Raw genomic sequence first — 13,240 nt, 5'->3', positions numbered from 1 at the left:
CACGCTCAACTAAGCCGCGGTCAACTCCAGCCACGGTCACGCACAGCGACGCCTCCGACGAGATCGCCCGCGCGGCGTTCGAGGACGCATCGGCAGCACGGTTCTGCACCCTCCCGGAGATCAGCGAGCGCGTGTAGCAGGCCCGGCCCAACCTCACACCACCCGATAGGCAGTACCGGCCCCGACCTCATCGACCAACGCCCTTGCCGATTCTCACCAGCGATCAGAGGCTCGGCCACGTTCAACGCCAGCGTCACAACGCTCGTGAGATCCAACGCTTCTCTGCCATTGGCCGAACCAAATGCTGCGCCGACGTCCTTGTGCTTACCGCTAAGTGTGCTGAGACAACGCCGAAGACTGCTGGCAGCTCTTAGATCACTCCTTTGGACGTTCACACAGTGACCACTATCGGAGTTACGTTGGATAGCTCAGGTGGACGGATCGGGGAGGTCCGATGACACAGCTACCGATGTTCGGCCAGCCACCGGACACCCCGACCGCCAAACCGGCGGGCGATCAGGCGGTAACGCTGCAGGTCCTGGTCACAGTGAAGGCTGCACCCAACCCTTCCGAAAAGTACGGCGAAACAGTCTGTGTAGCCGGACTGAGTCTCGACCCGAACCGTCAAGGCTGGATCCGCCTCTACCCGATCAACTTTCGCGAACTCGGCCCCGACGCGAGTTTTGCGAAGTACGACGTCGTGTCGGTCGAGGCGGTACCGGCCAGGCAGGACAGCAGGCAGGAGAGTTGGCGACCGCGCATGCCAACCCTGAAGGTCGGAAAACACCTGACCAAATGGTCGCACCGCCGCCCGTGGATCGATCCGGCGATCAGCAGCCAGACCACCATGTGTCGCCTCATCCGCGGCGCCACCATGAACACGCAGTCGTTGGCTCTCATCCGCCCGAAAAGGATCACTGCGCTACGGATTGTCCCGCATCCGGGCTGGTCGAAGGCGCAGCAAGCCAAGATCGACACCTACGTCGGCCAGCTCGATCTATTCGGCAACGAAGACCGGACGCCGCTGCATGCGCCACGGTTCGCCGGCACCTACCACTACGAGTGCGAAGAGTCCGACTGCAACGGCCACAAGCAGGGATTCATCGACTGGGAGTTCGTCGCGTTCCAGCTCCTACGTCTCCGCGGCATGAACGACAATGAGGCCGCACAACGGCTCGAGCAACGGTTCCTGCACGAAGTCTGTAGCCCTGATCGCGACATCGCCTTCTACGTCGGCAACCTCGCGGCGCATCCCCGGACATTCAGCGTCCTCGGCGTCTACTGGCCACCGCGATCAATTAAGAGGTAGACGACCGGCGATCTCACCCAGCACGACGTCACGGTGACACCGGCGCTGATCTGCCTCGAAGCACAGCACGGCAACACGCTCACCGGCCGCAAGGCGAGCCAGTTCGTCCAGGCTGGCTTGCGCCTCGGCGTTCTCCAGCAGCTCGATGTAGCGATCCTTCGCCTGCTTGAGCTCGGTCTCGTCACCAGCGAAGCCGGCACGATTCGTCTTAACGTTCCCCAGTTCCCGTCGATGGTCGTACTCGATCCCGACCTCGGCCAGTGCGGCACGTAACGCCGTCTTGCTGAACCCCCTCTTACGCGAGATCGGCGTCAACCGGACATCGACCAGACGCGTCACACCACGCCGCACAAGCCCGTCAATGAACTCAGAGATCTCCTGCCCCTCGTACCCGACACCGATAGCGCCGTCACGAAGCCGGGTCGCGCTGCTGGTCATGCTTACAACCCTGTCATGGCACATACTGCGGAGGCGACCCCACCCCACTCCCATTGCTGCGTAGGCCCTAGGTCGAGCGTCCGCGTCAGCAGTAGGGCGATCAGCTTTTGTTTGCCTCATTCATCTGGTCAAGCCGCTCGACCACGGGTGGCATCGTCGCGATCATTGCCAGGAACAGCGTGCTCGGTCTCCCAACGCGCACGAACCGTGCGCATCAGCAAGCGTGAGCGCTCCGCTCCCAAGCCGCAGTGTCGCATCAGGCCTTCCGCCGAGATCGGGCGTTGGCGCTCCTCGCGATGACGACGATCCACCTCGATGGCTTTCGCCACGAGGTCGTCGTCGATCCTGGACAAGCTTGACCGCTTCGTTGGCTGCCGGGACGAGTCGATCAGCTGAGTTCGCGCATCCGAGGGAGCGTCGGGAGCCGTCGACGCGGGTGCGGTCGGCGACGGTGCTGAAACAGCAGGTTGCTCGACAGACGGCGCCGTGCGCGCGATCTCTCGAAGTAGTGTTGGGCCGACGTCGGCCCAACCGATCAGCAGGAGCGGGCCGACCGCGTCGAACAGGGCTCGACCGATCTCCCCCGCGATGAGCGGCTCGGCCACGTTCAGAGCCAGCGTGACGACGCTCGAGACCAGCAGCAGTCGGCGCGCCGGCCGGATCACCTCCGCGGAGGCGCCACGCAGCGACAACTGCCGGATCGCGATCAGCAGCGCCAGGACCGACAAGTCCACGGCGGGCGCGACCAACGGAGCAACCCAACCGGATACGCCGAGCCGAAGCCTGAAGGCCAGGACGTTGCCGAACCCGAACAGGAACGTCAGTCCCACGATGACGCCCAATGACCGTGACCAGCTGCAGAACAGCGTCACGCTCAACCGGAAAACCCATAGCTTTGACAGACACGAAGTAACTCCTCGTAACCAGCGATCCATGATCAACTGGCGATACTCAGGCGACCGGAACGCGCCGCAACGCGTTCGAAGCCGCCCCAACGAGGAGGAACGAGAGACCGCCGACCTGCAAAAAGAGAGGAAACGCCTGGTCAGGAGCTAGATCGATCTTCCCTGACACGGAAGTGCTCGCCACCGACTGTCGACGTGCTCAAATACTACTGAGTGTTACGTTAGCCAGAGGCGTGTGGATAGTGAGCAGCTCGCCCCTCGGACACATCACATCCCCACTCCTCTCAAGATCACTTGAGCTAGGCGTTTGTCTTTGGTGCTCACCCATAATCCGCCGAGACGTAGCACTCTCTCACGAGAGCCCCTGTCGCAGACCACAGTCGACCCGCTACCCCGGAATTCCACAACGGCAACACGGGCGCGTGCTTGATTACGGGCGTCGTGATCGATCGGATCGTCCAAGTGCGCGGTGTTGCCATCGATCAGCTGGTCTTCTCGACAGTAGATCGTTTTGGGCGTCCGGCCACGGGCTGAGGGGCGCTGGAGTGACCGCGGCGACAGCGATAGCCGGGCCGGTCGTGCATCCAGTGCGAGTCCATGCGGCGCACACATCCCACGCCGCACCAAACCCGCGAGAAAATACTCGGGATCGCGCCGTCCTGCGCGGCCCGCGCTGAGCGAATCTGCTGGGCGGCAAGGAAGTCTTCCTCACTGACCAACGCTGCGTGGCAGGGTTCCAGACTCTGCGGGACCGTGCGCCGGGACAGAGCCGGACGGACGGCGGCCCCACACTTGCCAGCCGGTGTAGCGAGGGTTGGTCAGGATGACCGCGTCCGGCATTTCACCCGATTGCTCTGCTCCACACCCGGCGGGGTTCAGAGCGCCGAACCGACATGCGAAACACCGTGATCGTTGCATCTGCCCTGAACCTCGCCGAGGAGCACCCGTAGCAGCGAGGAGAGCTGGGCGCGCTGCTCGTCGCTCAACCCGGAGATCAGTTCGAGCTCCCGCTCCAGCACCCGATCGACCGTCTGCTCCACCAAGGCGTGCCCGGCCGGGGTCAGTGTCACGTGCACGCTGCGGCCGCGCGGTTCGGTGTGCCGTTCGACCAGCCCCTCACGTTCCGCGCGGGCCACCCGCTGCGAGATCGCCCCCGCCGTGACCAGGGTCAGCCTCGCCAGCTCCCTGGTCGTCAGCGAGTACGGCGGTGAGCTGCGCCTGAGCACGCTGAGCAGATCCAGCGTGGCCGAATCGACGTCGGAGTCCAGCAGGACGCGGCGCCGGTCCTCACCGAACAACTTCGCCAGCTGCCACACCCGGGTCACGATGCCGATGGACTCGGTCGACGTGCCGGGCCGTTCGCGCTGCCATGCCTCCTCGATCTCGTCCGCGGCGTCCGACGTGGGGTCCTTTTCGGACGCTGCACTCATCCCAGACCTCCAGTGCGGTTGTCGGTTGCACGACGCACAGCCTATCATTTAGACCTAAACGTGAGTGGGAACCGGCGAACACGAAGGAGGCTAGATGACCCGGACGATCCTGGTCACCGGCGGAGGCACCGGCATCGGCAGGGCCGTGGCGGCGAGATTCGCGACGTCCGACGCCGTCGTGCACATCACTGGCCGTCGCAAGGACGTACTGGTCTCGGCGGCAGCCGACCTCGGCCCGTCGGTCCGGCCGCTCGTCTGCGACGGCACCGATCCCGAACAGGTGACCGCCGCGCTGGACGCGCTGGACGGACCGATCGACGTACTGGTCAACAACGCGGGCGGCAACACCGACTTCGACCTCCCCGAGCAGGACGGGCTCGCCGGGGTCCTCGCGCACTGGCGGGCCAACCTGGACGCCAATCTGATCAGCGCGGTGCTGACCACCACCGCTGTCCAGGACAAACTGGTCGAAGGCGGATCGGTGATCCACATCGGGTCCATCGCCGCGGACCAGGGCGCCGGATCGTACGGCGCGGCCAAGGCGGGACTCGCGTCGTGGAACGTCGACCTCGCCAAGCAGCTCGGTGCCCGCAAGATCACCGCGAACGTGGTTTCGCCGGGCTACATCCGCGAGACCGAGTTCTTCCGGGACAAGCTCCCCGCCGAGCGGGCCGAGCAGCTGATCGACGCGACCAGCACCGGCCGCGCCGGGATTCCCGCCGACATCGCAGAAACGGTGTACTTCCTCGCTTCCGCCGGCGCCCGGCACATCACCGGGCAGACTTTCGGGGTCAACGGCGGCGCCCACCCGACCAGGTAAGGACGGCGCAGACGAAACCCATTCAGTCCCCCACCCGGCCGGTGTCGTACGCCCACATCGCGATCTCGACCCTGTTCCGGGCGCCGATTTTGGTCAGCAGGCTGGCGACGTGGGTCTTGGCGGTCGTCAAGCCGATGAACAGCTCGGCGGCGATTTCGGCGTTGGTGCGGCCGCGGGCGACCAGCGTCAGCACCTCCTCCTCGCGGTCGGTGAGCGGCTCGATCGGTTGGATCCGCCGGCTCGAGGGTTCCCTGGCGGCGAGGGTGGCCAGCAGCCGCCGGGTGATGTTCGGCGCGATCAGGGCATCGCCGACGGCGGCGGCATGGACGGCTTGGACGAGCAGCTCCGTCCCGGCGTCCTTGAGCAGAAAGCCTCGGGCGCCGGCCCGGAGCGCGCCGTGGACGTACTCGTCGAGGTCGAAGGTCGTGATCACGACTACCGCGATCGGGTCCGGGACGCCCCGCCCGGCGAGGAGCTTGGTCACCTCGATGCCGTCGAGGCCGGGCATCTGGATGTCGACCAGGCACACGTCGGGGCGAAGCCGATGCGCCAGCTCGACGGCGGCGTGGCCGTCGGCGGCCTGGCCGACGACCTCGATGCCGGGCTGCGCTTCAAGGATCATCGACAGGCCGGTGCGCACCAGATCCTGGTCGTCGGCCACCAGCACGCGCACCGTCATCGGCGTACTTTAGTCGGCAGTTCGGCGTCGACCGTCCACCCGCCCTCGGGTGCCGGCCCGGCGCGCAGCGTGCCGCCGAGCAGCTGCGCGCGCTCGGTCATCCCCAGCAGCCCGAAGCCGTGGTCCACCGACCGTGCCGGGTCGATCCGCCCGTCGTCGGTCACGCGTAGCCGCAGCGTTCCCCCGCCGTCCACGACCCGGATGGCCACGCGCGAGGCGTCGCGGGCGTGCCGCAGGGCGTTGGTCAGCGCCTCCTGCGCCAAGCGGTAGACCGCCGCGTCGATCTGGGGCGGAAGTTCGTCCAGGCCTTCCGGCAACTCCACGTCGACGACCGGGACCGGGGTGCGTCTGGCGAGGGCCATCAGGTCGGCGACGCCGGGCTGCGGGCCGTACCCCGCCGGTGCTCCGTCGCGCAGCACGCGGACCATCGCCCGCATCTCCGTGAGCGTCCGCGACGCTTCCCCTTCGATCGCCATCAGCACCTCGAGTGCCGCCTCGGGTCGCCGGCCCGCCATCGCCCGGCCCGCCTGCGCCTGCACGGCGATCGCCGAGACGTGGTGGGCGACGATGTCGTGCAACTCGCGCGCGAGGCCGACCCGCTCCTGGCCGCGGATCTGGTCCCGTTCCCGGCGCCGGCTTTCGGCGCGGTAGCGGAACGCGGCTCCACCCGCCGCCGCGGCCGCGAGGATGGCGAACCCGCCGAAGATCTCGGTCGGTCCGACGTGGTCGGGCACCATGCCGATTCCCGCGGCGGCCGCCACCACCGCCAGCCCGATCACGATCTCGCGCCCTGAGCCCCATCGGACCAGCGCGTAGACGAAGACCAGGACGTAGATCATCGTGTCGAGACCCACGCTCGGGCCGAGAAGGCTCGCCAATCCCAACGCCATCGCGGCGCCGAAGGCCACCACGACACAGGCCAACGGGTGGGTACGCCGCCACAGCAGCACCGGCGCGAGTCCGACCGCCACGATCGTCGCGAACGGCCGCCAAGCGACGTCGTCCCGGAGGACTCCCTCAAGCAGCGCCGTCACCATCAACGCCCCGGCCAGCACCCAGTCGCGCGCCGATCGTCCGGGAGCGCCCGTGGCGCGCGGCTCGGCCCACAGTGAGCGCAGGGCGTTGGTAGTCACGCACCCAGCCTAGGGATCGCCGAGGCGGCGGGGACCGACCGAAAGAACGAGACGTCGCTCCTCCCCGCGGCCGGGCGGGTCCGGCCTCGACGACGATGTGCCCGCCGCCGGGCTCGGCGATCGTTGGCCCACCGATCCCCACCACGACAACGGAGCCCACGATGAAAACACACGCCACGACCGCCCTGGACGAGCAGCGGATCCCGGTGAGAGCCAGGCTCGCGGCAGCATGGACGAGCCTCGTGCTCCTGTACGCCTATGTGGACATTCTCGCCTTCTTCAAACCCGGCGTCATCAAAGACATCGAGGCCGGCGTCGTCTTCGAGTTCGCCATCAGCCAGACGTTGTTCACCGTCTTCCTCACGCTCATGGCGCTCCCGACCCTCATGGTCGTGCTGTCGATGACCCTGCCGGCCCGGGCGAACCGCACCACGAACCTCGTCGTGGCCTCGATACAGGTCCCCTTCGCGGCGTTCAACGTGGCGGGCGAGTCCTGGACGTACTTCTACGGGCTCGGCGTCGCACTGGAACTGATCGTTCTCGCCCTCATCCTGCGGTACGCCTGGACCTGGCCCCGCACAGCACCGTCGGGGACAACGGCGACCATGGCCACCGGCCTTCCCCTTCCTTGACCTGGCCGGCGCTACGGGCGTCCATCGTGAACCCATTGCTGTGAGTTGCCTCCGGTGCAGGAGACAAGCCGCACGAAATGGATGGATCCCGAGCCCTCACCGAGACACGTCCTGGTCACGTTGTTGACCAACTGGAACCCTGCGGCCGTGGAGTTCAGGTGCCACAACGCGGCCGGGTCGTCGGCGAGACAGCCTTTCATGACGGCCTGGCCGTTGCGGGCGACGAGACACAGCCCCGTCCCGCCTTGGCGCATCGCCGTCGGCCGGACATCCAGCGAAAACGCCCAGGCCTGATACACCCCACGGTTGCAATCGGTCGCGTAGGGGCCCGGGCCGTAGTCGGACCGGAAGTCCAAGCAGTTGCCCGTGGCCACATTGATCCACTCATGGGTCACCAAGGTGGTCGAGTTCGCCGGTGTGGCGCCCAGACCCCACGCCATGATGACGGCCGCTCCCACCGAGGCCGGCCTTCTCCAGCTCATACCCACAGCTCTCCCCCTCACCTGCCGTGATCGGCTGCCTCAACCCGAGGGTAAGCGGCCGCAGGGGCATCTCCCGGCAGGTGTCCCCAGATGTACCAACGCAGTCCGGGAGACTGCCGACGATCGGGATTCCTCGTGCGGCATGGACTATCCGGCCGTTCGCTCGATGCGGCCGAGGACGACGCCGGTCAAGGCCTCGACGGCGTCGGCGTCGGTCGTGGTGCCCCGGTTCAGTTCACCGGCGATCGCCTCGGCGGCACCGAGCGCGCCGAGGCAGTGCAGCCGCAGCGCCGCCCGGTTCAGGCCCGAGTACGGCGTCAGGGCACCGGCCATCAAATCGACGTAGCCCTCGTGCATGTCGCGCTGGATCGCCTCCAGTTCCGGATTTCCTTTCAACGCCGAGGAAACGGCGTTGAACTCCGGAATGTCGGTGGCGCAGGCGAAGTAAGCGACGCTGATGGCTTTCGCGACGTCCACCGCGGCCGGCGAGGTTCGTTCCAGAGCCCGCTCGATGGCGGCCCGGTGCCGTTCGTCGAGTCGCCGATAGAGCGCCAGCAGCAGTCCGGGGCGGGTACCGAAGTGGTCGTACACGATGGGCCTGCTCACCTCGGCCGCCTCGGCGAGAGTGGGCAGCGTCAACCCGTCGGCACCGTCGGCACGCACGATCGCCAGGGCCACGTCGAGCAACTGCTCGCGCCGGGCCTGCTTGGACAGCCGGGTGACCATCGCCCTCCTCTCGATCCACCCATCCTAGCTACATCGTGTAAGTTACAAAATGTAGGTTACCGGGATCGAAGGGGACGGCATGGGACAGCGAGGATCGGTTCTGCTCTTGGGCGGGACGGGACAGGCGGGCTCGGACACCGCCGGACTTCTACGAAGCCGGTACCCGGAGCTGCCGTTGACCATCGCGGGCCGGAATCCGGAACGTGCGCGGAAGGTGGCCGGCGAACTGGGCGCCACCGCGGTGACCGTCGATCTCGCCCGCGGTGATCTCGGCCTGACCACCGGCCGGGAGTACGCGGCGGTGGTCGCGACGTTGTGGGACAGCAGGCTGAACGGGCTGCGTTTCGCCCAGGACCACGGCGTGCCCTACGTCAGCCTGTCCAGCGGCATGATCGACGTCGCGCCGGAGGTCGTCGCCACCGCGCAGCGCCCGGCGGCCGCGCCCGTGCTGATGGCCAGCCACTGGGCCGCGGGCGTCATCACTCTCACGGCCTTGGCGTGGGCCGCGGAGTTCCGACGGGTCGACACGATCCGGATCGGCGCGATCCTCGACGAGAACGACGCGGGCGGGCCCGCGGGACTCGCGGACCTGGCGCGCTGGGCGGAGGTCACCTCGGCTGGGTACGGGCGGCGCGACGGCGTGTTCGCCTGGTCCGGCGCGGCCGACGCCCGGGTGGAGTTGCGCAGCCTCGACGGCACCACGGTCACCGGCCAGAACGTCCCGATCCTCGACGTGACCAGCCTGGCGCTCGCGACGGGCGCGCCGAACGTCGAATTCGCCTTCGCGGTCGGTGAATCCGCGGGGTCGCGCCGGGGCGAAGGTCCGTCGGTCGAGGTCCGGATCGATCTCGACGGGGCGGGCCCATCGGGTGCCCCGCTGAGCGTCAGCCGGTACCTGGTCCACCCGCACGGTCAGCGTCCGCTGACTTCGCTCGGCCTCGCCATGGGGATCGAACGGTTGCTCGGCCTGCGTGGGGAAGCGGTCTCGCCCGGCCTCTACACCCCGGAGACCTTGCTCGAACCGGACCACGCGGTCGAACGGCTCGCCGGCGCGGGCACACTCTTCATCGACGCGTGAGCTCGAGTCCGGACGGCGACGTGGTCACGAATCCCGGTGCCCGGCCCAGCCTCCTTCTTTTTCGGCGGCGTCCACATCGGAATCGGCGGTCACGGTGTGCGCCAGCGCGGCAATGGTCTCCTCGAGCCCGCGCTGCACCGTCCCGTCGTCCGCGTCCCGGACGCTGTGCAGTGCCACCGTGAGGCGGGACGCCGCGGGACCGGCTTCCTCGATCGACAATTCCCCCTGATAGTCATGCGGTCCTTGGGCTCCCCAGCGCAGGGAACGGTCGGCCTCGTCGATCTTCAGCCACGCCTCGCCTTCCACATGCTCACCGTGGACGTCGGCTTCGACGTGCACGGCCTCACCGCCCTCAGGCTCGGCGCGGCTCATTTGCGGGAAGTAGTGAGGCAGGTTTCGCGGCTCTCGCAGGTAGGCGAACAGGTCCGCGGCGGGCATCTCGATGGTCGCGGTGTGCCGGTATTCGGTCATGAATCCGAGTACCCCGCGGCTCCCCCGCGAAACGGCACCGAGTCTGGCCGGGGTGGTCCGGACGAGGCCGCGGCGGATCGCCATGATCGTGAGTGGCCGCCCAGGCGGGATCGTTCGATACCTGGGGGTTTCCCGCCCAGGCGGCCCTCTCCAGCCGGCATGACCACCGCGGCGATACCGCGACGATCGGAACCCGGTCAGTAGTCACGTCCTGCGCGCATGACACCTCCTTTCGCTCGGGCAGGACACTAAGGCGGGTGGCGCGACTGCCGCTGTCGTGGCGGTTGCGCGGCGCTGTCACCCGATGCGGTTACCGCGGCTCGGGGTGGACGTGCGCGACGAGAAGGGCCCGGATCTCGGCGGCGGAACCGTCGTCGCCGTCGCGAAGGCACCGGTCGTAGGCGTCTCGCCAGACCCGGCGTGCTTGCTCGACGTCGCCGAGCGCGAGCAGCGCGTGCCCCAGTCCCACCCGCAGCGGCACCGCGGATCGGGTCACGTGGACCTCTTCGACGAGGTCGATCGCCTCCCGAAAGGTCGCGGCGGCGGTGCGGTGATCACCCGATCCCGCTTCCACCGCGGCGATGGTCTCCAGGCCGGCGACGATCCGCGAGGGTTCCTCTCCCTCGCGGAACGTGGCGAGCGCTCGCTCGGCGGGGCCACGCGCCTCCTCGAAGCGGCCGAGCCCGACGAGCGAGTCGGCGAGATTGTTGAGCGCCATCGCGGCGGACAGGTCCTCACCGCCGGCTTCGTACAAACGAACGGCCTCGCTCAGCGGCTCGACCGCCTCGGCGAACCGGCGCTGCCCGTTGAGGGCGGATCCCAGGTTGAGCAGCGAGGTGCCCTGTTCGGCGCGGTCACCCAGCTCGCGGAAAACCTCGAGCGCCGCGTGGCAGTAGGCCATCTGCCTGTCGCGCTCGAAGACCCGGCCGTAACCCGTGCTCACCCCGTTGAAGCATTTCGCCTGCAGGAACCGGTCCCCCGCGATGGCCGCGCCGCGAATCGCGGCCTCCCCCAGCTCGACCAGCCGCCTCCACCGCCCGCGCAGATAGAGGTACTGCCAGGACAGCTGGAACAGCACCGCGGCCTGGACGTGCAGGCCGTGCTCGTCCGCACCGAGGACCAGCTTGGCGATCGTGTCGATCTCCCGGTCGAACCAGGCCGCCGCGGCGTGATGATCCGGGAAGTCGGCCACCGGCACGTCGGGACCGGCGGGGGCGATCGGCATCCGGTGTGGAGTACCGCTGAGGTGACCACGTGCCTTTTCCGCGGTGAGCACGTAGTGCGCCACCATCCTGGCGACCGCCGCCGACGCGCCGGGCAGTGCCGCCGCCTTGTCCCGCGCGTACTGCCGCAGCAGATCGTGCAGCTCGAACCGGTCGGGCAACCGCTGCTGGAGCATGCTGACCTCAGCCAGCCGCCCGAGCGCGGCGCCCGCGTGCGCCGTCGGGATCGCGGCCAGCGCGGCGACCACGTGCCTGCCGACACTGTCTCCGGGAAACAGGCCCAGCACGGCGAACACCTTGGCCGCCTGAGGGTCGAGCGCGTCGTAGGACCAGTCGAACAGCGAACGCAGGTCACTGTCGCGATCGTCGTCGACCGACAGCACCTCCAGCCCACGCTGGCCGGCCAGCTCGTCCCGCAGCGACGACAGCGGCCACTCCGGATGCCGGGCGGCATGGTCGGCGGCCAGCCGCAACGCTAACGGCAGCCGCGCGCACAACTCCACGATCGCCGCCGCCGCGTCCGGCTCCGCCGCCACCCGCTCCGGGCCGACCTGATCGGTGAACAACTCCAGTCCCTCGGCCGTCGAGAGCAACCCCAGGGTGACGTGCCGCGCCCCCTCCCGCGCCGACAGCCCACGAAGCTTGCGGCGGCTGGTCACCACCACCGACCCCCCGCCGGGCAACAACGGCCGCACCTGTGCGCTGTCACGAGCGTTGTCCAGCACGACCAGCACCCGGCGCATCGCCGACTCGGTACGCCAGAGCGCGGCCCGTTCCTCGGCATCCGCCGGGACACGCTCCGGCGGCACCCCCAGCGAACGCAGCAGCACGTCCAGCGCGTCCGCCGGATCGACCGGCACGCTGGGGCCGTAACCACGAAGATTCAGATACAACTGACCGTCCGGGAACCGCGGCACGACCTGATGAGCCCAGTGCACGGCCAAGGTCGTCTTCCCGATACCGGCCGCCCCGTCGACCGCGGAGATCACGACCGGGCCGCCGCCCGCCTCGCTCACCAGCCGGTCCAAACCCGCCAGCTCGTCGCCACGCCCCACGAACCCGCGCACGTCACCCGGCAACTGGCGGGGAACCCGTGCCGCGGTCGCCTGCTCGCCCTTGAGGGTTTCGTCGTCGAGCAGGATGGCCTGGTGCAGGTCGGCGAGGGCGCGCCCCACGTCGAGCCCGAGCCGGCTCCGCACCAGCTCGGATACCTGCTGGTAGGCGTCCAGCGCGTCGGCCCGCCGCCCCGCCTGGTGCAGCGCCAGCATCAACCTGGCCCACAACGACTCGCGGAGCGGATGCCGGGCGGTGAGGTCCCACAGATCGGCGATCACCTCCTGCCCGTGACCGCGGTCCAGATCGACGTCCAGCATCCGCTCGCGGGCGGCGTACCACAGCTCGGCGACCTTCGGCCCCGCCTCCGCCCGCAGGCCCGGCGACGCGACGTCCTGCAACGGATCCCCACGCCACAACCGGACCGCCGACTCGAGCAACGCGTACTCCCGCCCGGTGTCCCCCTCCCGTGCCGCGACGGCCGCCGCGTCGACCAGCTCACGCAGTTCGAGCAGGTCGAGCTCGGCGGCCTCGGCCCGCAACAGATACCCGCCCTCGGTCGTCTCGATGAAGTCCGCTCCGAGACTCCGCCGCAACCGGCTCACCAACGTCTGGAGCCCGTTGCGCACGTCCAGCGGCGACTCCTCACCCCAGACATGGTCGATCAGCCTCCACAGCGGAACGACCTGGTTCACCGAAAACGCCAGCGACGCCAGCAACACCCGCTGCCGCCCGCCCACGTCCACCGGCCCGGCGGCCGTCTCCACCTCGAACGGCCCCAGCACCCTGATCCGCAAACGCCGAGCCGCCGCTTCCCTCTTCCCCATGACCGCCCCCCGCGTCGCACCGAAAGATGTTCTC

General features: G+C 68.5%; 13 protein-coding genes. 4 read left to right on the top strand and 9 right to left on the bottom strand.

Translation table 11 applies throughout. The features are described 5' to 3' along the window. The first annotated feature begins 454 nt into the window (after nt 1-454). A complete protein-coding gene (locus ACOCEP_RS27230) occupies nt 455-1,309 on the top strand; it encodes a hypothetical protein (RefSeq protein WP_482331857.1) in 855 nt (284 codons plus the stop codon). Here the strand turns inward: ACOCEP_RS27230 and ACOCEP_RS27225 are convergent. The 3 genes from ACOCEP_RS27225 to ACOCEP_RS27215 form a co-directional block, all read right to left on the bottom strand. Beyond that, the gene (locus tag ACOCEP_RS27225; RefSeq protein ID WP_482331856.1) at nt 1,295-1,747 is read right to left on the bottom strand and encodes a DUF488 domain-containing protein; all 453 of its coding nucleotides are present in this window, start codon (nt 1,745-1,747) and stop codon (nt 1,295-1,297) included. The genes ACOCEP_RS27230 and ACOCEP_RS27225 overlap by 15 nt on opposite strands. A gap of 128 nt (nt 1,748-1,875) precedes the next feature. After that, nucleotides 1,876-2,619, bottom strand: coding sequence for a hypothetical protein (locus tag ACOCEP_RS27220; RefSeq protein WP_482339833.1), 744 nt, complete (start codon nt 2,617-2,619; stop codon nt 1,876-1,878). A gap of 908 nt (nt 2,620-3,527) precedes the next feature. Beyond that, nucleotides 3,528-4,082, bottom strand: coding sequence for a MarR family winged helix-turn-helix transcriptional regulator (locus ACOCEP_RS27215; RefSeq protein ID WP_482331855.1), 555 nt, complete (start codon nt 4,080-4,082; stop codon nt 3,528-3,530). A 94-nt stretch (nt 4,083-4,176) separates the two neighbouring features. Between ACOCEP_RS27215 and ACOCEP_RS27210 the strand changes: the two genes are divergently transcribed. Continuing rightward, nucleotides 4,177-4,902 carry an SDR family NAD(P)-dependent oxidoreductase gene (locus ACOCEP_RS27210; protein WP_482331854.1) on the top strand — a complete coding sequence of 242 codons (726 nt, stop codon included), beginning with the start codon at nt 4,177-4,179 and terminating at the stop codon, nt 4,900-4,902. A gap of 22 nt (nt 4,903-4,924) precedes the next feature. Here ACOCEP_RS27210 and ACOCEP_RS27205 read toward each other — a convergent pair whose 3' ends face one another. Together ACOCEP_RS27205 and ACOCEP_RS27200 are read right to left on the bottom strand one after the other, a co-directional pair. Then, nucleotides 4,925-5,581: a response regulator gene (locus ACOCEP_RS27205; RefSeq protein ID WP_482331853.1), complete on the bottom strand. Its 657-nt coding sequence runs from the start codon at nt 5,579-5,581 to the stop codon at nt 4,925-4,927. Continuing rightward, nucleotides 5,578-6,714 carry a sensor histidine kinase gene (locus tag ACOCEP_RS27200; RefSeq protein ID WP_482331852.1) on the bottom strand — a complete coding sequence of 379 codons (1,137 nt, stop codon included), beginning with the start codon at nt 6,712-6,714 and terminating at the stop codon, nt 5,578-5,580. Before ACOCEP_RS27200 ends, ACOCEP_RS27205 begins: the two co-directional genes overlap by 4 nt. A gap of 161 nt (nt 6,715-6,875) precedes the next feature. Here ACOCEP_RS27200 and ACOCEP_RS27195 point away from each other — a divergent pair, with 161 nt between their 5' ends. Then, a complete protein-coding gene (locus ACOCEP_RS27195; protein ID WP_482331851.1) occupies nt 6,876-7,346 on the top strand; it encodes a DUF6326 family protein in 471 nt (156 codons plus the stop codon). An 11-nt stretch (nt 7,347-7,357) separates the two neighbouring features. On the opposite strand, the gene ACOCEP_RS27190 is transcribed toward ACOCEP_RS27195, so the two are convergent. Together ACOCEP_RS27190 and ACOCEP_RS27185 are read right to left on the bottom strand one after the other, a co-directional pair. Continuing rightward, nucleotides 7,358-7,786: an RICIN domain-containing protein gene (locus ACOCEP_RS27190; protein ID WP_482331850.1), complete on the bottom strand. Its 429-nt coding sequence runs from the start codon at nt 7,784-7,786 to the stop codon at nt 7,358-7,360. Nucleotides 7,787-7,975: 189 nt separating this feature from the next. After that, nucleotides 7,976-8,554, bottom strand: a complete 579-nt coding sequence (locus ACOCEP_RS27185) for a TetR/AcrR family transcriptional regulator (RefSeq protein WP_482331849.1) — start codon at nt 8,552-8,554, stop codon at nt 7,976-7,978. 79 nt (nt 8,555-8,633) lie between these two features. On the opposite strand from ACOCEP_RS27185, the gene ACOCEP_RS27180 reads away from it, so the two are divergent. Beyond that, nucleotides 8,634-9,632 carry a saccharopine dehydrogenase gene (locus ACOCEP_RS27180; protein WP_482331848.1) on the top strand — a complete coding sequence of 333 codons (999 nt, stop codon included), beginning with the start codon at nt 8,634-8,636 and terminating at the stop codon, nt 9,630-9,632. A 24-nt stretch (nt 9,633-9,656) separates the two neighbouring features. Here ACOCEP_RS27180 and ACOCEP_RS27175 read toward each other — a convergent pair whose 3' ends face one another. Then, the gene (locus tag ACOCEP_RS27175) at nt 9,657-10,187 is read right to left on the bottom strand and encodes an SRPBCC family protein (protein WP_482331847.1); all 531 of its coding nucleotides are present in this window, start codon (nt 10,185-10,187) and stop codon (nt 9,657-9,659) included. A gap of 226 nt (nt 10,188-10,413) precedes the next feature. Then, nucleotides 10,414-13,206: an AfsR/SARP family transcriptional regulator gene (locus tag ACOCEP_RS27170; protein WP_482331846.1), complete on the bottom strand. Its 2,793-nt coding sequence runs from the start codon at nt 13,204-13,206 to the stop codon at nt 10,414-10,416. Between the last annotated feature and the right edge of the window lie 34 nt (nt 13,207-13,240).

It is taken from the genome of Amycolatopsis sp. CA-211722 (genome assembly GCF_056828465.1).
Note: the sequence above shows the minus strand (reverse complement) of the source record. Positions and strands in the feature narration are given on the sequence as shown.

What these genes read in the sequence shown, in the direction of transcription:
- ACOCEP_RS27230 (WP_482331857.1), top strand. Translation starts at nt 455, where the DNA reads ATGACACAGCTACCGATGTTCGGCCAGCCACCGGACACCCCGACCGCC.
- ACOCEP_RS27225 (WP_482331856.1), bottom strand. Translation starts at nt 1,747, where the DNA reads ATGACCAGCAGCGCGACCCGGCTTCGTGACGGCGCTATCGGTGTCGGG.
- ACOCEP_RS27215 (WP_482331855.1), bottom strand. Translation starts at nt 4,082, where the DNA reads ATGAGTGCAGCGTCCGAAAAGGACCCCACGTCGGACGCCGCGGACGAG.
- ACOCEP_RS27210 (WP_482331854.1), top strand. Translation starts at nt 4,177, where the DNA reads ATGACCCGGACGATCCTGGTCACCGGCGGAGGCACCGGCATCGGCAGG.
- ACOCEP_RS27205 (WP_482331853.1), bottom strand. Translation starts at nt 5,581, where the DNA reads ATGACGGTGCGCGTGCTGGTGGCCGACGACCAGGATCTGGTGCGCACC.
- ACOCEP_RS27195 (WP_482331851.1), top strand. Translation starts at nt 6,876, where the DNA reads ATGAAAACACACGCCACGACCGCCCTGGACGAGCAGCGGATCCCGGTG.
- ACOCEP_RS27190 (WP_482331850.1), bottom strand. Translation starts at nt 7,786, where the DNA reads ATGGCGTGGGGTCTGGGCGCCACACCGGCGAACTCGACCACCTTGGTG.
- ACOCEP_RS27185 (WP_482331849.1), bottom strand. Translation starts at nt 8,554, where the DNA reads ATGGTCACCCGGCTGTCCAAGCAGGCCCGGCGCGAGCAGTTGCTCGAC.
- ACOCEP_RS27180 (WP_482331848.1), top strand. Translation starts at nt 8,634, where the DNA reads ATGGGACAGCGAGGATCGGTTCTGCTCTTGGGCGGGACGGGACAGGCG.
- ACOCEP_RS27175 (WP_482331847.1), bottom strand. Translation starts at nt 10,187, where the DNA reads ATGGCGATCCGCCGCGGCCTCGTCCGGACCACCCCGGCCAGACTCGGT.
- ACOCEP_RS27170 (WP_482331846.1), bottom strand. Translation starts at nt 13,206, where the DNA reads ATGGGGAAGAGGGAAGCGGCGGCTCGGCGTTTGCGGATCAGGGTGCTG.